We start from the raw sequence: 23,560 nt of genomic DNA, 5'->3' as shown, positions 1-23,560 counted from the left end.
TCGAATGACGCGTGACCTATAACTCCAGGTTTCGTTGAGGTGAACGCGAACTCGGCCAATGCGACAGTTGTCGGTGAGTGGCTCTACTATCTGCGTGCCGGTACTTCAGCGTCCCGGTGGTTAGTTCACTTCCAGTCCGGGGGACACACAGATCATGCGGATCACGGTTTTCGGCACGGGGTATCTCGGTGCAACCCATGCGGCGTGCATGGCCGAGCTGGGGCACGAAGTTCTGGGTGTCGACGTCGATCCAGCCAAGCTCGCCAAGCTCGAAGCCGGTGAGGTTCCGTTCTACGAGCCCGGCCTCGAAGAGGTGCTGCAGCGCAACATCGCGGCGGGCCGTCTGCGCTTCACGTCGTCGTACGAGGAAGCGGCCGAGTTCGCCGAGGTCCACTTCCTCGGTGTGGGCACGCCCCAGAAGAAGGGCGAGTTCGCCGCCGACATGGTGTACGTCGACTCCGTCGTCGAAACCCTCGCTCCGCTGCTGACCAAGCCTGCCGTCATCTTCGGTAAGTCGACGGTTCCCGTCGGCACCGCGTCTCGCTTGGGTGCGCGAGCTCGTGAGCTCTCGCCCGCGGGTGATGACGTCGAGGTGGCGTGGAACCCCGAGTTCCTCCGCGAAGGCTTTGCCGTCAAGGACACGCTGCACCCGGATCGTCTGGTGCTCGGCGTCGACCGTGACCGTCCCGGCCGCGCAGAGGCTCTGGCTCGTGAGGTCTACGCGCAGTTGCTCGACGAGCAGATTCCGTTCCTCGTCACCGATCTCGCGACGGCGGAGCTGGTCAAGGCGTCGGCCAATGCATTTCTGGCCACGAAGATTTCGTTCATCAACGCCATCGCCGAGGTCTGCGAAGCGTCTGGAGCGGACGTCAAGATACTGGCCGACGCCATCGGTCACGACGAGCGCATCGGCCGCAAGTTCCTCAATGCAGGCATCGGCTTCGGCGGTGGCTGCCTGCCCAAGGACATCCGCGCGTTCATGGCTCGGGCCGGTGAGCTCGGTGCCGACCAGGCGCTGACGTTCCTCCGCGAGGTCGACAACATCAATATGCGACGACGCACCCGCATGGTCGAGTTGGCACGTGAAGCCTGCGGATCGCTCCTCGGTGCGCGCGTCGCCGTGCTCGGTGCCGCCTTCAAGCCCGATTCCGACGACGTCCGCGATTCGCCGGCCTTGAATGTCGCCGGCCAGATCCAGCTTCAGGGCGCAGCGGTCAACGTGTACGACCCGAAGGCCATGGACAACTCTCGTGCGCTCTTCCCGACGCTCGGCTACAGCAGCTCGGCGCTCGACGCCTGTGAAGGTGCCGACGTCGTGCTCGTCCTGACGGAGTGGAAAGAGTTCAAGGCTCTGACGCCCGCCGATCTCGACGGCGTGGTCCGGGCGAAAGTCCTGATCGACGGCCGAAATTGCCTCGATCCGCAGCAATGGCGCGACGCCGGCTGGACGTACCGCGGGCTCGGTCGTCCGTGACCTGAAGAAAACCAGCGTCCCCGACGGAGAAAACTAATGTCGTTCAGTTGAACGAACCAATTACGTCTCCGTTTGGATAGTGTCCTCACGACCCGGCAGAATGATCGTCGATCGAGCATCAATCGGTTCAAAGGATTGTTTCGTGATGATGGCGCCTGCCAGCGTCCGAAATGCTCGTCGGGAAAAGTTTTTACGTTGTTAACAATCATGACAACGGGGTTGTGATTGTGAATCGATGTCACAGAAACGCTGTGTCGCAGCATGATTCGGCAGTTATGTGGCGGTCGACGCTGGCTGTAACGTCGCCTAGACGTGCAGCGATGCTCGGTCTGGTCGGGAATTACTCTCATTGTGTCTGCAGGGCTACCTGCGGGTGTGATAGACCAGGAATGGTTACGTGATCGTCCTGTGATGTAAACCACTTGGCAGAGTTCTAAACCTGACTGCGTGCGAAAATTTGAAAGCTCGAACAGCGGGCAACAGTGACCGGTTTCTTCACGTCAGTGCAGATGTGAGTGGAGAAGGTTCGCGTTGAACCCACAGGACCGTCGGCCACAAGCTGTCGGAGCATCGTAAGGAGGGGGAGTCGGTGGCAACACTGGGATCGGTGCAGCAGGCTCCGCAGGGGGTATCTCCGGCAAGGCAGGCGTGGCGCGTTCGTCGTCTCACGTCTCGGCGCGTGTGGGAACACCAGTACGTCGACCGGTTGAGGGTCACGGATGTTCTGGTCGTCGTCACCGCCGTCGCGCTCGCTCAGCTCATTCGTTTCGGCGAGGCGCAAGCAGGCCAGCCCACGGCGTTCTACGCGTACACGGGGGTGTCGCTCGCGCTGGCTGGTTTGTGGATCGCGTTCCTCGCGATTTTCCGTACGCGTTCGCCGCGTGTCATCGGTAATGGCGCGGAGGAGTACCGCCGCATCGTGTCGGCGACGTTCCGATTGTTCGGCGTCATCGCCATTCTGTCGCTGCTGTTCAAGATCGACATCGCGCGGCTCTATCTGGCTATCGCTCTGCCGATCGGTTTGCTCGGCCTGCTGCTGACTCGGTGGGTGTGGCGCAAGAGCGTTGCAGGCCAGCGCAAAAAGGGCCAGTACCAGACGTCGGTCCTCATCGTCGGCAGCCGCAAGGCCGCTGTGGCAATGGCCAAGCAGTTCGAACGTTCTCCGTCGGCCGGGTACAGCGTGGTCGGCATGTGCCTGCCGCGCTACGAGGTGCACGGCGCCGATGATGCGGTGAACGTCGACGGGTACGAGATCCCCGTCCTCGGTGACGAACACACCGTGACCGAGGCGATCGAGGCGTCGGGTGCCGACACCGTGGCTGTGACCGCGACCGAGCACCTCGGCCACAAGGGCATTCGCAAGATGGTGTGGGACCTCGAGAAGAAGAACGTCGATCTCGTCGTGGCGCCCGGTGTGGTCGACGTGGCAGGCCCGCGCCTGGTCATGCGTCCCGTTGCCGGCTTCCCGCTGATTCACGTGGAGAAGCCGCAGTACAACGGTGCGACGCGGTTCAGCAAGACGGCTTTCGACTTCGTCTTCGCGGCAACGGTTCTGCTTCTGATTTCTCCGATCCTGCTGGTGGTGGCTGCGGCGGTGAAGCTGACGAGCCGTGGTCCGGTGTTCTACAAGTCGGAGCGCATGGGCATCGACGGTAAGCCGTTCCCGATGATCAAGTTCCGCAGCATGGTTCAAGACGCCGACAAGCAGGTCGACAAGCTCCTCGCTCAGAACGAGAGTGAGGGCGGCGTGCTGTTCAAGATGCGTGAGGATCCGCGGGTCACGAAGGTCGGCAAATTCATGCGCCGATACAGCATCGACGAGCTGCCCCAGTTCTTCAACGTGCTGCGCCGCGAGATGAGCGTGGTCGGCCCGCGTCCGCCGTTGCGTCGCGAGGTGGAGACCTACGACGGAGATGTGCGACGCCGTCTCCTGGTCAAGCCGGGCATCACGGGGCTCTGGCAGGTCAGTGGCCGCAGTGACCTGTCGTGGGAAGAAACTGTGCGCCTTGATCTCTCGTACGTGGAGAACTGGTCGATGGTTGGCGACTTGCTGATCATCGCGAAGACTGTGAAGGCCGTCGCCGGGAGCGACGGGGCTTACTAACTAATTTCGGTAGCTTGCCGGCGGTTCGACAGCCGCCGCCTGCCGTGCTGCTCTTATGAAAGAAAGTAGTCGGGGATGAAGAAGCCTTCAGTGGCAATTATCGGTACGCGCGGTTATCCGAGCTATTACGGGGGATTCGAGACTCTGATTCGTAGGCTCGCCCCGTACTTGGCTGACGCCGGGTGGGATGTAATCGTGTATGGACGGCCCGGGACGGTTGCGACAGACGACACTGTCGACACGCGCGTTCGGTCGGTCATCACGCGCGGGTTCGAAACAAAGTCACTCAGCACCTTGAGCTTTGGTTTGTCGGCGATTCTGCATTCTGTGAAGCGGAAGCCTGATGTCACGCTCATCATGAATGTGGCAAATGGGTACTGGCTCCCGATTCTCAAGGTGCGGAAGGTTCCGACGGTCATCAACGTCGACGGTATCGAATGGGAGCGCGCAAAGTGGGGGCGCGCCGCGAAGTTCATCTTCAAGACAGGTGCGAAGCTCACCGCCAAGTTCGGCGACCAACTGGTGTGCGATTCGGCTGAAATCGTCCGCCGTTGGCAGGACGAGTTCAACCGCGACGGTGAGTTCATTCCCTACGGCGGCGAGGACATCGAACCGCTTGCCCCGCCAACCGAGCTCGCTGGCCGCAAGTACGTGCTCGCTGTTGCGCGATTCGTTCCTGAAAACACGATCCCTGAATTCATCGAGGCCGCGAAGACGTTGGCGCGGGATTGGGATGTCGTCATCGTCGGCTCGTCTGGCTACCCAGGGCCACTGGACGTGGCAGTGGGTGGGCTCGCCCGTGACACTTCGCGTGTCCACTGGATGGGGCATATTAGCGACGACAAGCTTCTGTTCTCGCTGTGGCAGAATGCCAGCGTGTACTTCCACGGTCACAGCGTTGGCGGTACAAACCCCGCGTTGGTTCAGGCGATGGCATGTGGAGCGCCGACTGTCGCTCGGGACACGGTGTACAACCGTGAGGTCTTGGGCGATGCCGGACTCTTCACTGATCCGAACCCGACAAGCATTGTTCAAGCGATAGATGCGCTTATTCGGGACGACGCACGCCAGGACGCACTGCGGCGGATGGCCAGACAACGCGCGCGCGAGCACTACACGTGGAAGCTTGTTTGCGAGAAGTACGAGCTTCAGCTGCAGCAAATGCTGTCAGGCGACACAGACCTTTCGGTCGAAACAGTTTGATGAGGGTACTTGTAGACGCCTATTGGTGGGCTGATGGTCCTCCCTCCGGTCAGATGGTTCTTACCAACCTGGTCCAGGGGTGGAGTACGGCTTTTCCTGACGACGAGCTGATCTTGGCAGTGCCGGCGTCGGTCGACTCTGTAGATCTCGACGGCGTTGACGAATTCGAAGTCGTGCGAACTAGGGGACGCATGCACCCTGTTATCAACGCGGTCGAGCTTCCGATCTTGGCCAAGCATTACGACATCGATGCCATATTCGCTCAGAACTTCTCTCCCCTGTTCGGTCGATCCGCGGTATTCATACACGACGTGCTCTTCCAATCGAACCCCGAGTGGTTCACGAGGGGCGAACGCCTGTATCTTTCGTTGATCCCTCGGCTCGCGCGGCACGCGACGTCGATTGTTACTTCGTCCAAAACTGAGGCGCGCCGCATACGGCGCATCAATCGACGATTGCAGTCAGTTCATGCTGTGGGTCTGTCAATCTCCGAGGGTTTGAGCTCAGCATCCTCGGCCGCACCAAGTGGACACGGCTCGGTGTCCCGCTTCGTACTGACAGCCGGCCGAATCAACAGCCGGAAGAATCTCGTGCGCACCCTTGTCGGGGCGCTGCGTTCTGGGGCGCTATCGGTTGACTGTCCGCTTCTTGTGGTCGGTGAGGAATCCGGTAAGACAGACGCTTTCGGCGAAGATGTCGCCACAGCTGTGGACCAGGGATTAATCAAATTTCTCGGCTACGTGTCGAACGATGAGCTCCGCTGGTTGTACGAGCAGTGTCAGTTCTTCTGCTACCTCTCGTTAGACGAGGGATTCGGACTCACGCCGTTAGAAGCCACATTCTTCGGTGCGCCCTGTCTAGTAAGTGATATATCGGTGTTTCATGAAAACCTAAACCGGCCCGGGGTCGACTTTGTTGACCCATATAATGTTGACGATATTGCAGGTGCGTTCCGCTCACTGGCCAATAGGACACGGCCAACGGTCGAGGTCTCACGGCGATCCGGCGCTGCAGCAATCGAGCCGCAGACCTGGGGAGCATCTGCTACAGCTATTCGTAAGTCACTGGTCTCGTCGGAACTAATGGAAATCATATGACTGATATTGGCCGGCAAGTGACTCCTGGCCCGGATTCAGTTCGTCCGGTGGTGGGTTGAGAACGTGACAATGATTAAGAGGCTTGCGAACTCCGCGTACGGTCGCGAGCGGGGCATTGAAGCGGTCATCGACGACAGAGTTCCTGACTCCTACATAGTCGGGGAGGTACTGACACGCTTCGTGCAGAAGGCAAGAGCCGCCGGACGCCTGTACCCTGACGCTTACATCGCCCCGAACGTTCGCATACGGTGCCGACGTCAAGTTCAGATGGGCAGGAGCATCTCGCTTGGGCGAGGGGTCTTAATTAACGGACTCTCTGCGAATGGAATATTGATCGGAGATAACTGCACGTTTGACGAATATGCGGTGGTGAAAGGCAGCGGTGTCATTCGTAACCTGGGCGTAGGAGTGCGAATCGGTCACCGGACCGCAATTGGAACGAGAAATACAATTCTCGGACAAGGTGGCGTGCGAATTGGGGACGACTGTCTACTCGGGCCGAACGTCACAATAGTTTCGGAAAACCACAACATCGCCGAGTTGGAGCGGCCGATCCGCGCACAAGGGGAGACGCGATCGGAAATATTCATTGGCAACGATGTATGGATCGGCGCCGGCGCCACCATCTTGGCCGGATCAACAATCGGTGATGGTGCCGTTGTAGCGGCGGGGGCCGTAGTACGCGGAGCGGTCGAACCCTTCTCGATTGTGGGCGGTATCCCGGCACGCACGATAGGTCGAAGAGGCGGTCATGAGCGCGCTTAGAGTTGCATTCGTCACCGAGTCATCGCAGGTATGGGGCGCTGAGACCAGTCTGTTGCTCCTATTACAGGAGTTCGACAAACTAAGTATTGAGGCGACGACGATCATCGCGGACCAGTCTCCCTTTGCTGAGCAACTTGTTGAAGGCGGGCTTCCGTTCATTAGGCACAAATTTGCCAAGCATCATGCCCTGTCGAGTGGGAGTCTATCGACCGCGAAGATTTCAGATCTTCTGAGGGAACCTCCGCCAATTGTCAAGTCGGCTCTGAGGCTCCGTAAAATTCTGAAAAACTTCGATGTTGTTGTGATCTTCAGTCTTTGGCAATCGGCAGAGGTCTTGCTCGCCAGCAAGCTTGCTCGCGTACAGTGCGTCTTGGACTTACATGAAACCTTCGACGGACGGTTTAGTTCTCAGATTGTAAAGGCTGTATCCCAAGCTTGTGCCGGGGTCATAGCTCCCTCGAAGTCTGTTCTTTCATCTAATAAATTAGAGCCCGGTGGTGCGATTATCGTCGTGCCGCGCCCGGTTCATGCTGAAACACAGGAGACCTTCTCCGTAGGATCTCGGAGATATCGCATTGGAATGTTTGGACAGGTTGTGCCGCACAAAAGAGTTGACCGGTTAGTCGCGGCGGTCGAAAAATGCGGCGACGACACGGTTAGCGTCCTAGTCGTTGGTGGTGAACGTGAAGAGTCCAGCCGCAGCTCGTATGAGGTTGACATGCGAGCGCGGCTATCACAGTTAGAAGGATCTGCGTTCTTGAACAGAGTCAATGACGTCGGTCGCTATATGAAGCAGTGCGACGTTATAGTCAACCTTTCTGATCACGAGGCGTTTGGCCGGACGGTTATTGAGGCATTACAGTATGGTGCATACCCCGTGGTTGTCGACGGCGGAGGTCCTGCCGAGGTAGTTCGCAACGTCGGGGTTGGGTTGGTACTGAAAACGATTGAAGAGCTGGAGAAATTTGTTTGTAATTTGAGGGCTGATTCAACACTAGGATTTACCCGCGAGCGTAATGATTGGCACTTGAAGGTGGCGCAGTACGGCCCGAAACAAGTCGCCAAACATTACGTTGATGTACTAGAAAAACTAATAGTAGAGAATCAAAAATAACATGAACCTAAAGGTGCATTCGAAGCTTGCATGGGCGGCAGTATATCTTCTCGTGCTTGGCGCCGGGGCAGCTGTCGCTAGCTCTTTCTGGGCCGCGCCTATTGTGGTGATCGTTGCCGGCACAGTTTGTTTTCTATCGTATCTGTCGCCGTACATTGGTTGGGCACTTTATGTCTTCGCTATAATGGCGAATGGTCTTGTTGTCTCTGCTCCGTTCGGCACTTTGCGGCCAGAGATGCTGGCGCTGCCAATATTGATTCTAGTATGCCTGAAATTGCGCATAGTGAACTGCGGAGTGCGAGGCATCTTGTACCTGCCCATAGGGCTTTGCTTTTTTGCTACACTATGGCTCTCAATTACCGCGCTCTCAAGTGCCGCGACTGCGCCAGAGTCACTGCGTAGCCTATGGATTACGCTTCAGATAGTTTTAGCTTTCATTACATACGCTTTGATTGCGAATAACGCACAGAAGCAGCAGCTGATCAAAACGGGTAGTCTGGTACTTGGTGCAATTGCTGCATTGAGTTTGGCGGGCTACTTCGCATCGAAATTTTTGGGCGTGTCACGAACAGTAGCGCCCGGCGTCGCTGACGATGGTCGATTGATAGGATTCTCATTTGAGGTAAATATCTTTGCCGCTCAGTGCATTGGCTGGCTAGCGCTTATTTGTGTTTCGCAAGCCGCTCTCGGTCGTTGGCTTATTCCAATCACTTCTGTGCTCTTTGTTTCTTGCCTTCTGAGTGGTACACGCGCGGCATGGGTGGCGTTGGTCATTTTGGCCGCGGTCGTTGGTCGACGATGGCTATCTGAATCGCGAATCCTTCAAATATGCGTCGCTCTTCTGGGCCTTCTGGCGTTCGTTGGATACTTGTCCAGTTATGCGTCCACTGCCAGTTCGACCGATGACATTGCATGGCGAATCTCAAATATTTTGAATACAAGTCAAGGTACGGGAGGCTACCGATTAGATATCTATGAAACTGCAATCTCGGACATTACAAGCTTGCACAGATTCCTTTTCGGATCTGGCGCTAACTCGTTTTCTCAGTATCACCTAATGGATTCGACGAATGTCGGTACACCTTACCTGAGTTCAGTCTGGCCAGCCGTGCTTTATGATTCTGGTGTCGTGGGTCTTATTGCGTTCATTGCGGTGATGGTTCTCTGTGTTCGCAGATTCGAATTAGGACTTAAGTCTGCCATCGTCCCGCTGGTTCTGCTCATCTGCGCGACGACAACAAACATAACATGGTTTGCGTTTTTTTGGATCATACTTGGCTTGGTGGCGACGCAAAAGCAGGTTACTGTCGATGATCTGGCAAAGCCCGTCTCTCGACAGATCTATCATCCATTCAAGAACAGTGATTGGAGAGTGTCGTGAATTACGTCCCAGCTAGTGGCGAGATCGTCGTGCTTGCTGCGTTCGCCGCAAATCCCGATATGAGCAGCGAGACCGGAATCGGTTGGCTCTTCACCAAAGTTGCGGGAAACGTGGCGAGGGAGCGTGGATTCACAGTAGTGCCTGTGATGAACCTACGGTCAGCAGTTCGTGTCAGGGCCGAGTTGGAAAAGTATGGTTTGCATGAGCACGTCAAGCCGATCGGGATTGCAATGCCGCGACGTTTCCGGTTTCTGGAGACAAATCCTCGACTGACGCGGCTGGAGTACTTGGTTTGGTGGTGGAAGGCACGTACGGTCCTTAGGTCACTTAACTCGGAGCACCGTATTACCCTGGCGCACCATGTAACGTTCGCGACAGAGATGTTCCCTACTCCGGTCGGGTGCCTTCCCACTTCTACCTATAGAGTTTGGGGCCCTATCGGTGCATCCGGGGATAGCTCGGTGTATGACATCGCACCTGTGACTCCGATGTCGAAACGTGAAAAGAAAGTTCAACTGGTGCGCGGTTTTCTGGCGCGGCGTGTCGCGCGATTCTTCTCGCAGGGTATCGACTATGTATACGCTCAGAACGAATCAGTCGAAGCGATGTTCGTGAAAATGGGTCGTTCCGTCGAGACCTTTCCCAATGTCGTGCTTTCGGATGGTCTAAGGACGGCGATTTCCGACCTTCCGGTGCCTGAGCCAGCGGAGGATCAGAAGACCGGTATAGATATTCTCGCGGTCGGCCATCTAATACCGCGGAAGAGGTTTGAAATAGCAATTGCTGCGATGGCAGATGACCGGTTGCGTTCGTCTACATTGACTATCGTTGGTGCGCCACTCCCCGGGACACCAAATTACTTGCCAGGTATTGTAGAGAATTTCGGGGTAGGTGACCGCGTGAAGTTTGTCGGAAAAATTGCTCGCGCAGATGTACTCAAGCACATGAATACATGCGACGTGCTCATACATCCGTCGGCGAGGGAGGGCGCAAGTGGTGTTGTGGGCGAGGCTACGGCAGTTGGAATTCCCGTCGTATGCTTCTCTCGCACGGGGGCCTCATCGGTTCTAGATGCGTCAGGCTCTTCTGGAGTTCAGCTTTCGACGAGCGAGTATGACAGTAGCGCCTTGGTTTCGGCTCTTCTGAAGGCTGCAACCATGCCTAGGATCCGTTCTCGTGTATGGACTGAGGCACGTTTCGAGGCCCTGGTTCGTCAGGCGCACTCTGATGCAGTTGCTCGTCGTGTTACGAACTCGTTGAGTTAGAGTCTATGTCTGTTGCTTTGTCGGGCTCCACAGCGCGGGTCTTGGTTCGCATGGCCGATCAAGGTTTGTGGTCCCTCGCGTTCTTCACATTCAACGTGGCAGCGTCCGTGGTTCTCTCGGTGCAGGAGTACGCCGCGCTGGCAGTGTGTACCTCGGTAGCCTTCATCGCAATCTCGATTGTACGTTCCGGCTCAATCAGCTCACGCCTCATAGCTGGTTCGCGCGTTTTGTCGCCCGAGGAGACGCTAAGTGCGAGGTCTGTGTTTATTTGGTCATGCGCGGCAACTTTTGCGACAGTTGCGGCCTCGGTAGTGTGGCTTCTTATAGGAACCGTCCCGGCTGTAATGCTGTCCGTCCTTGCTGTCGGGGCGCTCTTGGTAATTTTGGACGGCCCGCACCAGCTCTTGGTCTATGGGTCGCGGTATGGTTCCGCGGCAGCCTTGTCGGTGGCGTATTTTGTGTTTGGTGCGATTGGCCTGGGATTGTCACACCGTTTCTCGACGTTAGAATTGATTGGGTATTGGTGCATCGCATGTTTAGTCGTATGCGCTGCGGGTTGGAGACTTGCAGGAATTACTGTGCCGTGGCGTGGAATGCGGATCGACTCGACTAAATTCGCATGGCGTTTGTCTGCTGAAGCGTTGTACTCTGGCGTCGCAAGTCAGTTGACAATACTGGTGCTTTTTTTGCTAGACGACAGCGAGGCTGCGGCCGGCTTTCGATTAGGATATGCATTGGTCTTTGCGCCCGCGTTCATGATTGTTCAAGGTTTGATGCCACTCTTCTTGAAGAGCTTAGCGAGAGTGCGCGACTCTGCTGCATTCGCTGAGAAGACAGTTCGGTGGCTGTTTCTTTTATATGGATTGATTGGGGCATGTGCTGTTGCTGCGCCAGCAGTTTCGAGCCTGTTTCCTGGCTATACAGCCCTGCATCTAGCAACGGGGTATCTCGTGCCCGTGGGTTTGTCGGTTCTCGCTAGCCAAGTGCTGGAAGGTGTAACCGCGCCTGCGAGATTTGTGATGGAGCCAAGCGGCCTGCATAATCTGCGTTTGTTTGTTGTAAGTGGTGAAATTTTTTGTCAGCTAATTGGCGTTACTGCTTTCGGGATTCAAGGATTAATTGTGTCCGTAATTTCAGTGGCAGCAGTTAAGCTTGGAATTTCTGCCGCACTTGTCATTCACGTTTCGCGTTCGTCTATCCAACTTTGACTCATCGCGGTAGCCGTAAATCGAACTTGCTCAAGAGTCGCCCGAGGCAAATTTCTCGACTTCGGCTGCCCACAGAATATATCCATCCGCATTCGGGTAGGTCCCGGTGGGGTCTAGCAATGATTCCCAATTCGGTTGCTCGATGAAGCGTTGGTTAATGTCAATTGCCGCAAAGTCGTTGATTTGAAGGGATGTACGTAAATCTGAGATATTAAGCTCATTAGTTTTTGAAACGTCTGCATCGGGCCGCCACGGATTTTGCAGAATGGCCACAATATGCGTCTCGGGATTTTCGTTTCTTAGCTGTTTGAGGCTTGGTAAAGCTGCCTTGGCGAGTGAGCGCGACCCTGCATTCTGGCCTTGGCTGTAGAGGATCAAGTCGATATGATCGGCCATGTCTGCTGTCGGGAGCAGCGTAGGGATACGCAATGCGGTTTCGTGTACAGTCAAGTTTTCAGGATTTGCGTTGAAAATGTTGACCGCTTCGCTATCTATCTGCAGACTTACTGATTGTACTTCGCGGTATGCTGATTCACTAGTAGCGGATGCAGGCTCGTAAATGCGCACCGGTCGTTGGTGATTCGTGCTGACCCAGTTTGCGAAGATATTGACCCACCCGCCTATCATTTTGGACGTGTTGTCGCCAATGATGACAATATTGTATGGCGATTGTCGATTGGACAATCCTGCGTCAACCTGGTCGCTAATCTGACACTTGTCATTCGATTCAGTGATCGTATCGGTCCTCTGCTGCTCGACGTCCTGCGGTGTCGTCGTGTCAGCGCAGCCGGAGCAGCAGATCAAGATCGCCATCGCGACCACGGTCGAAGTACGGCGTCGGAGAGCGCTCATGTGGCGGTCGGTTTCTGAATGCGCTTCACGGAGCCCAGTATATAGGCTCAGAATCCGTTCAATAAGGGCGCAAGCGGGGATCCTGGTCGTATATGCGAGTAGGAAGCGTCTCTCCGGGGGAGTGAACTCGCTGTAGATCATCGGAGCTGCCGTATTGGGTGTCGAGTATGGCAAGAAGCGCCGTGTCAGCGCTCCAAAACGCAGCTTGTAACACATTGGTTTCGAGCAGACGGCCTCTGGTCACAGCGTCGGGCCAAAGAGTGGGCGCCTTTCGCGCCGTGGTGGCGCGGCCGAACATCTTTCAGGCTGGTCTTGGGCAATTCGTCCAGCATACATTCTCGTCGTGCGACAAGTCAGAGCAGTCGATGAATCCTGTTTGAGTGCTGACCTCAGGGTAGGGATCGATCCATACGTGCTTTGCAGTGTGGCCGTCCGTGTCGATCGTTCGAAGCATTTTTAGCGCACGTGTACAGCGGCAGACGAAGTAGATGTTACGGTGCGATGTCCCTCCCTACCGTCCAGGAGTTCCCTTGCATCGCCTCCTTCAGCCGATCTTTTGGCGCGCGTTCCAGACACTTCCTGTGAAACAGCGTAGACAAATCTTGTTCAAAAAATGGATCGGACATCCTTTGCCTGACGTACCCACAACCTTTACCGAGAAGATCCAGTGGCGCATCATCCGCGACCGTCGCGAACTGCTCGCGCGCGGTGGGGACAAGCTATCGATGAAGATGCATGCGCAAACAGCCGACCCATCTATCGCTATCCCACGTACTTTGTGGTTTGGTGAGGACCTGTCGACTGTGTACGAGCGGAATTGGCGCACAGATTGGGTTTTAAAACCCACCACAGGATCGGGGCACAATTCGTTCGGTAGCGGGTCACTGAAAGACTCCGGTATCAGGCTCGACGAAGTTGCCGGGTGGAACGAAGATACCCTCTCAAGGGTGCACGGAGAATGGGCCTACAGCCAGGCACGGCCCGGATACCTGATCGAGGAACGCATCCCTACCGCTGACGGCGAGTCACCTCTCGACATTCGATTCTTCGTTTTCGAGGGCAAGGTACAGGTCATTCAAGTCGATACACCCCGTTCAAATGTCGTGCGGCGTCGTTTTTATACACCCGAGTGGATGCCGCTTGAGGTCAATCAGGGCGGGAAAATTCTGGATGACGTACGCCCGGCGCCAGCGACGTTGGCTCTAATGATTGACCATGCATCGCGCATCGGGGCGGACTTCGACTTCATCCGTGTAGACCTGTACGAAGCACTCGGCAAAATTTGGTTCGGTGAAATTACGCCGTATCCTACAGGCGGATTGGACCCGTTCACTGATCCTGCGTTCGACCAAAAGTTGGGTTCATACTGGAACCTCGCTGTCAAATTATAGTTTCGATATTGTGGCGGTGAGTCGCCAGCGGTGGCGACGTCAGAGTTGTGTGACGACTTCGCGCACTTCTTTCATGTTGAGCGCCAACTCGTAAGCCGGCTTCGTCGGCGGGACACACATCCATGGCGGTTTGTGTTCCAATCGAACATCCTGTGTTTGGATCCGAACCGCTCGACCGGTCGCACCAACAGGCCTTCACCGATCGACAGTCGTTCGCTCGACGAACCCAAGGGGGCCTCCTCCGTCTCGACCTCGACCGCACTGCAGCCGTCGACGTCGACGTCGAATGCGTGCCGCGTTGTGCTTGTCCGAAAAATGCGTGGCGCCGTCGTACATGCTCGGTTATGTTCTCGTGTGTTGATCTCCAGTTCCTCGACGACGACGCCGGACATCTCCGGTGCCCTCGCGATGGACTGACCCACTCAGCCTCACACTAGCCCCGGATCGGATCCGGGGTTTTGTCGTTTCCTGGGTCTGTATCCGTCATCCAGATACAGGAGCGCACTCATGACCCTCGATCACCGCGAACTGAACCGCGACATGTCCGTCTTCACCGCCAATCCGCTCGTCGGGTCCGGCCTTCCCATGTGGTTGCCGGCTGGTGCCGTCATCCGTCACGAACTCGAAGCCCTCGCGAAAGAGATTGCACGCGAGGACGGTTGCCTGGGCGTGTATTCACCGGTGCTTGGGAAGCGGGCGCTGTACGAACGATCGGGACACTTGAGCAAATTCGGTGACGACATGTTCCCTGCCATGCGTCTCGGCGAGGACGAGCTGATGCTGCGCCCGGCGAACTGCCCACATCATGCGCTGATGTACGCGTCGGCCACTCGCTCGTATCGTGAACTGCCGATCCGGCTCAACGAACTTGCGGCGATGTTCCGGGCCGAACGCTCGGGCGTCGTATCCGGACTCAGCCGGGTGCGGCAGATCAATCTCGATGACACCCACGTCTTCTGTCGTGCGGACCAAGTATTCGACGAGGCGCAGCTCGCGCTGCGCTCTGCCATTCGGGCGCAACAAATCCTGGGGCTACCGGTCGACTACGTGCGGCTGTCGATGCGCGACGAGTCCTCGTCCTGGCTGGGAACCGATGCGCAGTGGGCGTCGGGACAGAAGAGCCTGCGCGACGCGGCCGCACCCATCACCAACGAACACGGGCTCGAGCTCGTCGAAGCAGCTGGTGAAGCCGCGTTCTACGGACCGAAGCTCGACCTACAGGTTCGGGACAGTCGCGGGCACGAGCAGACCATCGCGACCGTGCAGCTCGATTTCAACCAGCCGGAACGATTCGGCCTCGAATACACCGGGCAGGACGGGCGACCGCACCGTCCGGTGATGATTCACCGCGGAACCCTGGGGTCGATGGAGCGCGTGACCGCAGCGATGCTGGAGCACTATCAGGGCCGACTTCCGTTCTGGCTGGCGCCGATTCACATCGCGCTATTGCCTGTCGGCGTCGACCAGGATGATGCAGTTCGTTCCTTCGCGGATGCTGCAGCCCGAAAGGGGTTGCGGCCGAACATCGATCAGGCTGGTGCACTCGGGGCCAGGATTCGACATGCACGAGCCCGACGCGACCACCTGATCGGCGTCGTGGGACCGGAGGAGGTCGAAGCGGAGACCGTGCAGGTCACCGACATCGCAGGTGGTGTGCGACGGCAGGTTCGGAGAGACGAGTTGCTCGCGCTGATGCTGGAAGCGCAGCAGTCGCGTTTGAGGAGTCCACGGTGGGAATCGCTATCGTGACGGCCTTAGAAGTACGCCGAACGTCCGAATCTGTGGGCTTGAACAAGCGGAAGCCCCGTTTATAAGGTTCAATCCTTGCATGCGTAACCGACTGCCGAGCCGAACACGTGGCACCGATCTACGATTCCTTCTCCTTGCTGCCGTCGTGGGTCTCACCGCGGGAGCGCTCGTCGTCTTCCTGCTGTGACGACGGTCGCGGCGACCACACGCCCACGGCCGTGCCGTGTGCCACGTGATCGGCGTAAATCGCAACCTTGGTGCGGATGACGTCCAAGTTCTCCCGGAGCGTGGCGATCTTCTGTTCGATCGCGGCCTCGTGCGCGCGCAGGATCTGCAACCGATCCGCCTCGTTGCCGGGGCCGCTACGCACCAGTTGGGCGAATTGCCTGATCGTCGCGATCGGCATGCCCGACTCGCGAAACCTGTTGATCAGCAACAACCAATCGACGTCGCTGGCGTCGTACATCCTGTGTTTGGAGCCGGCCCGCTCGATCGGACGCAACAACAGGCCTTCACGTTCGAAGTAGCGCAGGGCATGCACGCTCAGGCCGATCGACGAGGCGACATCCCCGATCGACAGTCGGTCGGATGGCAAACCCACAGTAGCCCCCTTCGTCTTGACCTAGACCGCACTCTAGTTTCTACCGTCGAGGCATGCCTACAACGCAGCAGCGCATCGGTAGCGGGTTCGACGCACACAGCACGGTCGACGACGTTCTTTCGGAAGTCGATCTGACCGGCCGCACCGCGTTGGTGACTGGGGGCTACTCAGGCCTTGGCCTCGAAATCACGCGCGGGCTGACAGCCGCGGGCGCGTCGGTGATCGTGCCTGCGCGACGGCCGGACCTGGCTCGCGACAACCTGATCGGCGTGGATCGTGCGCGGGCGGTGCCGTGCGATCTGTCGAATCTCGAGAGTGTCGCGCAGTGCGGACGCGGCATCGTTGCTATGGCGTCGAACATCGATCTTGTCATCTGCAACGCCGGCATCATGGCGGTGCCGCTCACGCGGGTGGGGGACGGTTGGGAATCCCACTTTGCGGTCAATCACCTCGGTCACTACGCGCTCGTCAACGGGATTGCGCCGGTGTTGACGGACAGCTGCAGAGTCGTTGTGGTGTCGTCGTCAGGTCATTTCCAATCAACAATCCGGTGGAACGACATGCACTTTCGCGACGACTACGATCGCTGGATCGCGTACGGGCAATCGAAGACGGCCAATGCGCTGTTCGCCGTGGAGTTGAACCGGCGGCTCGAACCCGCCGGTGGCCGAGCCTTCTCGGTACACCCCGGCAGCATCCTGACACCTTTGCAGCGGCACGTACCGGATGAGGAGCAGATCCGTCTCGGTTGGCGAACAGCTGAAGGCAAATCCGCCGATGGCTTCAAGACACCGGCGCAAGGTGCGGCGACCGCAGTCTGGGCGGCGACGTCACCCGCTTTGGTGGATCACGGTGGTGCGTATCTGCAGGATTGCGACGTCGCGGAATTGGCAACGGGGGACGACATGCTCGTCGGCGGCGTGAAGCTGTGGGCAATCGATCCGAGTGAAGCCGAGAGACTATGGGAAGTCACGGCCTCGTTCGTCGGGGTGGATGAGTTCGGTCCAAGAAGGTGAGGTCGATAGCTAGCGGTGCGCGCCGCATCTCGACAGGCGCACAAGTCATCGATGTGCTTATTCGAAGATGCGTTCGCGCACTATCCACGCCACGTCCTGCAACAGCTGCACGTGACCGGTGGTCCATTGGCGGGGCTGTTGATCCCAGACGCAAAGTGTCCCGACGGCATGTCCGTCGTTGTCGGACAACGTGATTCCGAGGTAGGACACCATCAGCTCGCCTGTGACGGCTGCGTGTTCGTTGTAATTGGGGTCGAGTCGCGCGTCCTCGACGACCACCGTTTCCCCAGCGTTGACGACGTACTTGCACATCGACAGCTCCAGCGGGATGTCGCGCGCACCGTCGAGCTCGGACGGTAGCCCGATCGCGCTCTTGTAGAACTGGCGCTCGTCGGTCAACAGTGAGATCGCTGCGCCGGGCGCCGACAACGCATCCGACGCCATCGCGGCGAGCCGGTCGTACCGCTCCTCGACGTCCGTGTCGAGCAACCCCGTGGCCTCGACAGCGCGCAAGCGCTCGGGATCGTGGATCGCGGTACCGGCCAGAGACGGGTCGTAGGAACCGTCCTTACCGCTGTCGAGATTGGATTGCAGGTGGCGTAGCAGCTGCCCGACGTCCGATTCCTCGTCGGCTTTCAGCGCCTCGACCAGCCGAGTCACTACAGCACGCCGAATGAAGGTGTCCACCGTTTCACCGGCTTTCTCGGCCTGCTCGGCGAGAAGCTGATTCAGGCGGGCGTCGAAGCCCGCAACGGGCACAGCGCGAGACTCAGTGGACACGGCGATCCCGTGCCGGTGGTGGGAGGCGCAACAGGATGCGGGTCGACGCGCGGGTGTCGTCGAGCGAGAGTGCGATGTCCCGAGTCGTGTCGGCCAGGACCGGGGCGGTCTGAGCGAGGGCCGACGGGGAGGGTTCGAGGGTGGCAGTCAGTTCGACGACGCGCTCTCCTCGATCGGAACGCGTTGTGCCGCGCGCACTTCGGACATAATCGGACGCGGCCAAGGCGTCGGCTGCGCATCGCGCGATGGTGTCGACGTCGACCGACAACTGTCCGGCCTGATCACCCGTCGACGACACCGAAAGGCGACCGACACGTCGGCCGGGCCGATGCGCGAACAACCACCGGAGCCCGACGAGCACGAAGACGACGGCGCCGGCTCCGAGAGCCCACGGCCACCACGTCGCCTGAATCGTGTTCTCGGCGAACGGAACATCGATGCGCTGGCGCGTCTCCGGCAGGTAACCCCACTGCCATGCCGCTGCCCCTGCGCCGACGGCGATCAAGGCCAGGCCCACGAGCGCCACTGCAATACGGTCGAACGCTATGGTTGCGCGGTTCATGAGCGGGTCCTTCCTGTGGAGGCCGAAACGGTGACCTTCGGTGACTTCGTCAGCGAGGACAACGCGTCGTCGACCGCCGTCTTTGCTTGCTTTTGCAGTGCGGCACAGTCGGTTCCGGGGTGCACCGTCAGCGCAACCGAGACCTTGCGTCGCCTAGCCCGAACTCGGGTCGATGTCACCGAGGGCATGTCGACGACGGCCGCGTGCGCGAGCGCCGGGAGGTCGCGACGGCGAAGCCACACACCCGGGATCGAGGTTGCGACATACGGGCGTCGGCGCGGCGCGACGGCTGCAACAAGAAGTACGACGCCGAGCACGGCGACACCGATGCCGGCAGGCGCCATCCAATTCTGCGCGGTGAGTCCGTCGAGCCAGAGCAGGCCGGCGTCGATCCACCTGTCGCCGGTCAGAGCGCCCGCGGCGATGAGGGCATCGCGGCCTGCGATCACCCCGGCCGCGACGACGGCCGCAGCCAACAGGACCGCGACCGCAGCCGCGGCACCACTGCCCAGTGGTTTCTTCTCCGCGACGGGCGCATCCGAAACCGGGGTTGTCGCACTGTCTTTCGAGATCGTGGTCGGAGCGGTCATTGCACTCTCCTGGTCTGTCGCGTCGAAGAATCGGACGCGGCCGCGACGGCTTCTGCGGTGACGACGAGGACGGTGACGTCGACCGTGTCGACCGTCAGTGCCGTGTAGCGGGCGAGGTCCGCGGCGACACTGTCCTGGATCTGTGCAGCGGTTCGCGCCGTGGGTGCCGGCCACACGATGGCCACGTCCAGCGATGCTCGGATGTGGTCTCCGCGAATCGTGACCTCGACGCGCGGCAGTCCGCGGCCGGTCAGTTTCGACAAGCCTGTCGACTTCGCGACGACGTGCGGCACCGCGAGCGCCGCCTTGCGTGCGATGGTCTCGGCAACCGAATCCCGGATGGTCAGCGCACCGCGTTCATCCGGTTCCCGCAACGCCGTCGTCGGCGCATCGGTGACGGTCGCACCGGAAGGCGCGACGCCACCGTCCAGGGTGGTGGTCGTGTCAGCCACGGCCACGGCCCCGCAGGATCGACTGAAGGTCGACCTCGCCGTCGCGGTAGCTGCCGTAGAGGTAGCCACCTGCTCCGAGAAGCAGTGCGAGAAGGAAACCGGTGAAACCGCCCGCGGCAGCCGCAATGGCGATCAACAAACCTGCCAGAAGTCCGATCGTCGACGTTCTCATGTGGTCTCCACGTGTAAGGAATGAATGGTTGTGTCCAACATGGCTTTCAGCGCCGTGCCGGCTTGGACGAGCCGGTGAGGCGACGCCGGACCTTGCGGCGTACGGCGTCGATAGTGCGGCGCCACGCCCGACGCCGTAGCGAGCGGCGAGACATGCCCTGCACCGCTGTTGCGCCGGTGGCCGGGCGCGATGTCTGCCGTCGATCGAGTTCGGCGAGCAGACGGATGTATGTGTCCGGATCGCCGCCACGATCAGGGTGGTGAGTGCGGGCGATCTCGCGGCGCGCTGCTTTCAATGCAGCAGCACGCCGCTGCTCGGCCGACCTCTCCTGACCTGTCACGAATTCGCCACCTCGACGACGTCCTCGACGGTGATGTGCACGGGACGGTCGGCGACCGCGTGTACTGCGCGGCGCACGGCGTCGGCCGTCTCGCGTATCGGTGCACCGGCCAACAGCGAGATGTGTATGTCGATCCCGTTGTCGTCCAACCGGATTCCGGCGACGCGGCGGCCGGGCAGATAGGTCGCTACTTCTCCGAACATGCCGCCGTGCAGACCCGCAACGCCGTCGGTGGCGGTCACGGTGCGGGCGAGTGCCTCGGACAGGTCGACGTCCCCGCCCGTGTCGGGGCGGGGACGGCCGTTGTCGCTGTCACCCGATGTCATTGGACGCGGACAGGTGCCGCTTCGTCGGTGTCGTCGCTGCCGTCGTCGAGGTAGACGTCGTGGACGGTGATGTTCACTTCGGTGACCTCGAGGCCCGTCATCCGCTCGACCGCGGTGATGACGTTGCGACGGATACCCGCAGCCAGGTCGGCGATGGAGACGCCGTACTCGGCGACGATGTCGATGTCGACGGCTGCCTGCCGCTCACCGACCTCGACCGACACGCCCTGAGATTGGTTGACGCGTGCACCCGGGATACGCTCGCGCAGCGCACCGATGGCCCGGACAGCTCCGCCGCCCACATCGTGCACACCCTGGACCTCGCGGGTGGCGATGCCGGCGATCTTGGAGACGACCGTGTCCGCGATGGTGGTGCGGCCGTCCGAACTGACCAATGCCGAATCGGAGACCGGCTTGGGGCTCGTCTTCGTGGTGGTTGCGGGGGCCGTGCCGGTGGGTGCTGCTTGCGTGGTGGTCATCGTCCATATCCCTTCGTTCGATTGTGTGTTCTTCGGTGATTGGTCGTGGCGACTCGTGGAAAGCGCACGTCCGAAATACGTGTTCTGGATCACACTGGTGAAGGCCGAAAACCCGGGATGTTTGGACGGAACAACCCGGAGGTACAACAGAGCACTGTGAAACGGGGTCGGCACCCGTCGACTCCGTAGGACACGTCGGGTGGTCCTCGAAAGGAACATGGGGATGCTCGACGACGGACATGACATCGATGCAGGTGACGCTGCGTGGCGACGACGCGGCGGCGATGTGCCGGACCAGTCGCTGATCGCAGCGGCTGTCCTCGGGGACCGGCAGGCATTCGAGGCCATCGTGATGCGGTACGGCCCGGACATGTATCGCTTCACCCGCAACCTCCTCAGCGATTCCGGGGCCGCCGAAGAAGTCGTCCAAGACGCGTTCGTCGCAGCCTGGAAAGGGCTCGAGAACTTCCGGGGCGCGTCGAGCCTGCGGACATGGCTGTTCAGCCTGGTCTCGCACAAGGTCGTCGATCACCGTCGTCGACGCGCGATCTCCCCGGCCGAGGACTGGGTGTTCGAACGAGCCGACCACGACCCCTCCGGCGACCCCGAACGTCAGGCGGCGAGTTCCGGGTTCATGGCGGCCCTGGACGCGGCGCTGTCCGAATTGCCCTACCGTCAGAGATCAGCATGGCTCCTTCGGGAAGTCGAAGGCATGACCCACGTGGAAATCGGTCAGATCATGTCCATGTCGCCCGGCGCGGTGCGCGGACAACTGCAACGAGCCCGAACCACACTGAGCGCAAGGATGTCGACATGGAGATGACCCCCGACGAACCCGACGACGCTCTCCTCGCCCGAGCAGCGCAGGAGCTGTCGGCTCACGACCGCGAACCGCGTTGGGTCGACATCAGCAGCTCGGTGCTCGCGAAGGTGCGGGCAACCACGCGTCGCACCTGGCCGGTCGACGCCTCGTACCCGGCTGAGTCCGTCGAGCAGGGGCACGACACCCTTCGCATCAGTGACCACATCGTGCGCTCGACCGTGCGACGCGCTCTGCTCGGCGTGCACGGCGCCGACCCCATCGCCGTCGACCTCGAGCTCGACGGGCACACATGTATCGGGGCCGCCATCACCGTGACGGGTGCGTACGGCACCGACTTGCATGCGGTCGGGCTCGACCTCGGCAACCTCGCGCGCACGACGCTGACCGACCTGCTCGGCCACCACATAGACGACACTGCCGTCACCGTGCACTTCGAGGACGTCACGGAGGGGTAGAGCCGGAGGGGTGCGCTGCTGCGCGGCGTCGTGCGGCGACGATGGACAATGCTGCGGCGACGACGCACAGCGCCGCTCCTGCCCACCAGGCGTAGGTGTAGGTACCGAAGGTGTCGCGGACAACGCCTGCACCGAATGCCGCTGCCGCTGCGCCTATTTGGTGTGAAGCGAACACCCAACCGAACACGATGGTGCCGTTGTCGCCGAACAGCGTGCGGCACAACGCCACGGTCGGCGGGACAGTGGCCACCCAGTCGAGGCCGTAGACGACGATGAACAGCAGCATGCTCGGGTGGACGTGGTCAGAGAGCAACCAGGGCAGCAGCAGCAGTCCGACGCCGCGAAACGTGTAGTACGCGACGAGCAGGATGCGGGGATCGAACTTGTCGGTCAGCCAACCCGACGCGATGGTTCCGATGATGTCGAACACACCGACGGCTGCGACGAGTCCGGCCGCGGTGGTGGTGGACATTCCGTGATCGTGCGCAGACGGTATGAAGTGAATCCCGATGAGTCCGTTCGTGGTTGCGCCGCATATCGCGAATGCGACGGCGAGTGCCCAGAACGCGCGTGTTCGAGCTGCGTCGGCCAGTCCCGTGAGAGCACGCCTGAGTGCACCACCGTGAGGACGTGGGGCGGGCTCGTACGAGGGATCAGCGCCGTAGGGAAGTACGCCGCGGTCGTCCGGGTAATCGCGGATCACCAGCCAGACTGCCGGGGCCACCGCCAGTGCTGTGGCTGCGATGACCAACGATGCCGGGCGCCATCCGATGTTCTCGGCGAGCGCGGCGACGGGCGGGAGGATGATGAGCTGCCCCGTCGCTGCGCCCGCAGTGAGCACGCCGGTCACCAGTCCGCGTCGGGCGACGAACCAACGGTTGGCGATGCTCGCCGCAAAGACCAACGCCATGGCACCGGTACCTGCGCCGATCAACAGCCCCCAGAACAGAAGCAGCTGCCAGGAGGCAGTCATGGCGGTCGAACCTGCAGCGCCGAGGGCTACCAATATCAGAGCGCTGCAGGCGATCTGACGCATCCCGAAGCGATCCATGAGCGCTGCAGCGAACGGTGCCACCAGCCCGTACAGAATCAAGTTGATGCTGATGGCCAAGGACATGATGCTGGTCGACCAGCCGAACTCGTCGTGCAGGGGAACCATCAACGCTCCGGGGGCGCCGCGGAACCCGGCCGCACCGAGCAACGCCAAGAATGCGACGAGTGCCACCCACCATGCCGGGTGGATACGGAAGCGTGGTCGTGTGGTGTCGGAGATCGCCGGTTGAGCCGCCATGAACGCTAACTTTCTTCAACGAAGTTATATGCTGGCGGTGACAGTACCCAATTCGGGAGGCGATGGGAAG

General features: G+C 59.8%; 24 protein-coding genes. 13 read left to right on the top strand and 11 right to left on the bottom strand.

The window, feature by feature from the left end; genetic code table 11:
* Positions 1 to 154: 154 nt before the first annotated feature.
* The 8 genes from DK926_RS04935 (at position 155) to DK926_RS26425 (ending at position 11,611) form a co-directional block, all read left to right on the top strand.
* Entirely contained in the window at positions 155 to 1,474 is a 1,320-nt protein-coding gene (locus tag DK926_RS04935) for a UDP-glucose/GDP-mannose dehydrogenase family protein (protein WP_114329186.1), read from the top strand.
* 607 nt (positions 1,475 to 2,081) lie between these two features.
* Positions 2,082 to 3,578 carry a sugar transferase gene (locus tag DK926_RS04930; protein WP_114329405.1) on the top strand — a complete coding sequence of 499 codons (1,497 nt, stop codon included), beginning with the start codon at positions 2,082 to 2,084 and terminating at the stop codon, positions 3,576 to 3,578.
* Between the two features lie 75 nt (positions 3,579 to 3,653).
* Entirely contained in the window at positions 3,654 to 4,781 is a 1,128-nt protein-coding gene (locus tag DK926_RS04925) for a glycosyltransferase (RefSeq protein ID WP_114329184.1), read from the top strand.
* Between the two features lie 53 nt (positions 4,782 to 4,834).
* The gene (locus tag DK926_RS04920) at positions 4,835 to 5,878 is read left to right on the top strand and encodes a glycosyltransferase (protein ID WP_165839510.1); all 1,044 of its coding nucleotides are present in this window, start codon (positions 4,835 to 4,837) and stop codon (positions 5,876 to 5,878) included.
* Between the two features lie 751 nt (positions 5,879 to 6,629).
* Positions 6,630 to 7,757: a glycosyltransferase family 4 protein gene (locus tag DK926_RS04910; protein WP_114329178.1), complete on the top strand. Its 1,128-nt coding sequence runs from the start codon at positions 6,630 to 6,632 to the stop codon at positions 7,755 to 7,757.
* A gap of 1 nt (position 7,758) precedes the next feature.
* A complete protein-coding gene (locus DK926_RS04905; protein ID WP_114329176.1) occupies positions 7,759 to 9,138 on the top strand; it encodes an O-antigen ligase family protein in 1,380 nt (459 codons plus the stop codon).
* Between the two features lie 461 nt (positions 9,139 to 9,599).
* On the top strand, positions 9,600 to 10,403 hold the full coding sequence (locus DK926_RS26580; RefSeq protein WP_165839509.1) for a glycosyltransferase: 804 nt from the start codon (positions 9,600 to 9,602) through the stop codon (positions 10,401 to 10,403).
* 5 nt (positions 10,404 to 10,408) lie between these two features.
* Positions 10,409 to 11,611: a hypothetical protein gene (locus DK926_RS26425; RefSeq protein WP_125833376.1), complete on the top strand. Its 1,203-nt coding sequence runs from the start codon at positions 10,409 to 10,411 to the stop codon at positions 11,609 to 11,611.
* Positions 11,612 to 11,641: 30 nt separating this feature from the next.
* Here the strand turns inward: DK926_RS26425 and DK926_RS04895 are convergent, their stop codons facing one another.
* A complete protein-coding gene (locus tag DK926_RS04895; RefSeq protein WP_125833375.1) occupies positions 11,642 to 12,424 on the bottom strand; it encodes a hypothetical protein in 783 nt (260 codons plus the stop codon).
* A gap of 620 nt (positions 12,425 to 13,044) precedes the next feature.
* On the opposite strand from DK926_RS04895, the gene DK926_RS04890 reads away from it, so the two are divergent.
* Together DK926_RS04890 and thrS are read left to right on the top strand one after the other, a co-directional pair.
* On the top strand, positions 13,045 to 13,854 hold the full coding sequence (locus DK926_RS04890; protein WP_165839508.1) for an ATP-grasp fold amidoligase family protein: 810 nt from the start codon (positions 13,045 to 13,047) through the stop codon (positions 13,852 to 13,854).
* 507 nt (positions 13,855 to 14,361) lie between these two features.
* Entirely contained in the window at positions 14,362 to 15,603 is a 1,242-nt protein-coding gene (gene thrS, locus DK926_RS04880; RefSeq protein WP_114329166.1) for a threonine--tRNA ligase, read from the top strand.
* 118 nt (positions 15,604 to 15,721) lie between these two features.
* Here thrS and DK926_RS04875 read toward each other — a convergent pair whose 3' ends face one another.
* Positions 15,722 to 16,204 carry a MerR family transcriptional regulator gene (locus DK926_RS04875; protein WP_114329164.1) on the bottom strand — a complete coding sequence of 161 codons (483 nt, stop codon included), beginning with the start codon at positions 16,202 to 16,204 and terminating at the stop codon, positions 15,722 to 15,724.
* Positions 16,205 to 16,257: 53 nt separating this feature from the next.
* Here DK926_RS04875 and DK926_RS04870 point away from each other — a divergent pair, with 53 nt between their 5' ends.
* Positions 16,258 to 17,220: an oxidoreductase gene (locus tag DK926_RS04870; protein WP_114329162.1), complete on the top strand. Its 963-nt coding sequence runs from the start codon at positions 16,258 to 16,260 to the stop codon at positions 17,218 to 17,220.
* A gap of 57 nt (positions 17,221 to 17,277) precedes the next feature.
* Here the strand turns inward: DK926_RS04870 and DK926_RS04865 are convergent, their stop codons facing one another.
* The 8 genes from DK926_RS04865 to DK926_RS04830 are packed head-to-tail and all read right to left on the bottom strand — an operon-like array spanning position 17,278 to position 20,921.
* Complete coding sequence (locus DK926_RS04865; protein ID WP_243636649.1) at positions 17,278 to 18,000, bottom strand: GAF domain-containing protein; 723 nt, start codon at positions 17,998 to 18,000, stop codon at positions 17,278 to 17,280.
* On the bottom strand, positions 17,990 to 18,562 hold the full coding sequence (locus DK926_RS04860) for a hypothetical protein (RefSeq protein ID WP_125833374.1): 573 nt from the start codon (positions 18,560 to 18,562) through the stop codon (positions 17,990 to 17,992). The genes DK926_RS04865 and DK926_RS04860 overlap by 11 nt, the downstream gene beginning before the upstream one ends.
* Positions 18,559 to 19,152 (bottom strand): DUF6286 domain-containing protein, encoded by a 594-nt coding sequence (locus tag DK926_RS04855; protein ID WP_114329156.1) that lies wholly within the window; start codon positions 19,150 to 19,152, stop codon positions 18,559 to 18,561. Before DK926_RS04855 ends, DK926_RS04860 begins: the two co-directional genes overlap by 4 nt.
* Complete coding sequence (locus tag DK926_RS04850) at positions 19,149 to 19,604, bottom strand: Asp23/Gls24 family envelope stress response protein (protein WP_165839507.1); 456 nt, start codon at positions 19,602 to 19,604, stop codon at positions 19,149 to 19,151. Before DK926_RS04850 ends, DK926_RS04855 begins: the two co-directional genes overlap by 4 nt.
* Positions 19,597 to 19,776 carry a DUF2273 domain-containing protein gene (locus DK926_RS04845; RefSeq protein WP_068425778.1) on the bottom strand — a complete coding sequence of 60 codons (180 nt, stop codon included), beginning with the start codon at positions 19,774 to 19,776 and terminating at the stop codon, positions 19,597 to 19,599. The genes DK926_RS04850 and DK926_RS04845 overlap by 8 nt, the downstream gene beginning before the upstream one ends.
* Before the next feature lie 46 nt (positions 19,777 to 19,822).
* The gene (locus DK926_RS04840) at positions 19,823 to 20,116 is read right to left on the bottom strand and encodes a hypothetical protein (protein ID WP_114329152.1); all 294 of its coding nucleotides are present in this window, start codon (positions 20,114 to 20,116) and stop codon (positions 19,823 to 19,825) included.
* Entirely contained in the window at positions 20,113 to 20,442 is a 330-nt protein-coding gene (locus DK926_RS04835; protein WP_114329150.1) for an Asp23/Gls24 family envelope stress response protein, read from the bottom strand. Before DK926_RS04835 ends, DK926_RS04840 begins: the two co-directional genes overlap by 4 nt.
* Positions 20,439 to 20,921, bottom strand: coding sequence for an Asp23/Gls24 family envelope stress response protein (locus tag DK926_RS04830; protein ID WP_114329403.1), 483 nt, complete (start codon positions 20,919 to 20,921; stop codon positions 20,439 to 20,441). Before DK926_RS04830 ends, DK926_RS04835 begins: the two co-directional genes overlap by 4 nt.
* 223 nt (positions 20,922 to 21,144) lie before the next feature.
* On the opposite strand from DK926_RS04830, the gene DK926_RS04825 reads away from it, so the two are divergent.
* On the top strand, positions 21,145 to 21,744 hold the full coding sequence (locus DK926_RS04825) for an RNA polymerase sigma factor (protein ID WP_114329148.1): 600 nt from the start codon (positions 21,145 to 21,147) through the stop codon (positions 21,742 to 21,744).
* Positions 21,735 to 22,199 (top strand): hypothetical protein, encoded by a 465-nt coding sequence (locus DK926_RS04820; protein ID WP_243636648.1) that lies wholly within the window; start codon positions 21,735 to 21,737, stop codon positions 22,197 to 22,199. The genes DK926_RS04825 and DK926_RS04820 overlap by 10 nt, the downstream gene beginning before the upstream one ends.
* Here DK926_RS04820 and DK926_RS04815 read toward each other — a convergent pair.
* Positions 22,186 to 23,490 carry an MFS transporter gene (locus DK926_RS04815; protein ID WP_114329146.1) on the bottom strand — a complete coding sequence of 435 codons (1,305 nt, stop codon included), beginning with the start codon at positions 23,488 to 23,490 and terminating at the stop codon, positions 22,186 to 22,188. The two genes, DK926_RS04820 and DK926_RS04815, sit on opposite strands and share 14 nt — an antisense overlap.
* Positions 23,491 to 23,560 lie beyond the last annotated feature (70 nt).

It is taken from the genome of Rhodococcus sp. Eu-32 (genome assembly GCF_003336925.1).
GTDB classification, from domain to species: Bacteria; Actinomycetota; Actinomycetes; order Mycobacteriales; family Mycobacteriaceae; genus Rhodococcoides; species Rhodococcoides kyotonensis_B.
This window is presented reverse-complemented; position numbering and strand designations above follow the sequence as displayed.

Excerpts from the sequence above, each read along its gene's own strand:
- DK926_RS04935 (WP_114329186.1), top strand. The coding sequence starts at position 155 with ATGCGGATCACGGTTTTCGGCACGGGGTATCTCGGTGCAACCCATGCG.
- DK926_RS04925 (WP_114329184.1), top strand. The coding sequence starts at position 3,654 with ATGAAGAAGCCTTCAGTGGCAATTATCGGTACGCGCGGTTATCCGAGC.
- DK926_RS04920 (WP_165839510.1), top strand. The coding sequence starts at position 4,835 with ATGGTTCTTACCAACCTGGTCCAGGGGTGGAGTACGGCTTTTCCTGAC.
- DK926_RS04910 (WP_114329178.1), top strand. The coding sequence starts at position 6,630 with ATGAGCGCGCTTAGAGTTGCATTCGTCACCGAGTCATCGCAGGTATGG.
- DK926_RS04905 (WP_114329176.1), top strand. The coding sequence starts at position 7,759 with ATGAACCTAAAGGTGCATTCGAAGCTTGCATGGGCGGCAGTATATCTT.
- DK926_RS26425 (WP_125833376.1), top strand. The coding sequence starts at position 10,409 with ATGTCTGTTGCTTTGTCGGGCTCCACAGCGCGGGTCTTGGTTCGCATG.
- DK926_RS04895 (WP_125833375.1), bottom strand. The coding sequence starts at position 12,424 with ATGGCGATCTTGATCTGCTGCTCCGGCTGCGCTGACACGACGACACCG.
- thrS (WP_114329166.1), top strand. The coding sequence starts at position 14,362 with ATGACCCTCGATCACCGCGAACTGAACCGCGACATGTCCGTCTTCACC.
- DK926_RS04870 (WP_114329162.1), top strand. The coding sequence starts at position 16,258 with ATGCCTACAACGCAGCAGCGCATCGGTAGCGGGTTCGACGCACACAGC.
- DK926_RS04860 (WP_125833374.1), bottom strand. The coding sequence starts at position 18,562 with ATGAACCGCGCAACCATAGCGTTCGACCGTATTGCAGTGGCGCTCGTG.
- DK926_RS04855 (WP_114329156.1), bottom strand. The coding sequence starts at position 19,152 with ATGACCGCTCCGACCACGATCTCGAAAGACAGTGCGACAACCCCGGTT.
- DK926_RS04845 (WP_068425778.1), bottom strand. The coding sequence starts at position 19,776 with ATGAGAACGTCGACGATCGGACTTCTGGCAGGTTTGTTGATCGCCATT.
- DK926_RS04835 (WP_114329150.1), bottom strand. The coding sequence starts at position 20,442 with ATGACATCGGGTGACAGCGACAACGGCCGTCCCCGCCCCGACACGGGC.
- DK926_RS04830 (WP_114329403.1), bottom strand. The coding sequence starts at position 20,921 with ATGACCACCACGCAAGCAGCACCCACCGGCACGGCCCCCGCAACCACC.
- DK926_RS04825 (WP_114329148.1), top strand. The coding sequence starts at position 21,145 with ATGCTCGACGACGGACATGACATCGATGCAGGTGACGCTGCGTGGCGA.
- DK926_RS04820 (WP_243636648.1), top strand. The coding sequence starts at position 21,735 with ATGGAGATGACCCCCGACGAACCCGACGACGCTCTCCTCGCCCGAGCA.
- DK926_RS04815 (WP_114329146.1), bottom strand. The coding sequence starts at position 23,490 with ATGGCGGCTCAACCGGCGATCTCCGACACCACACGACCACGCTTCCGT.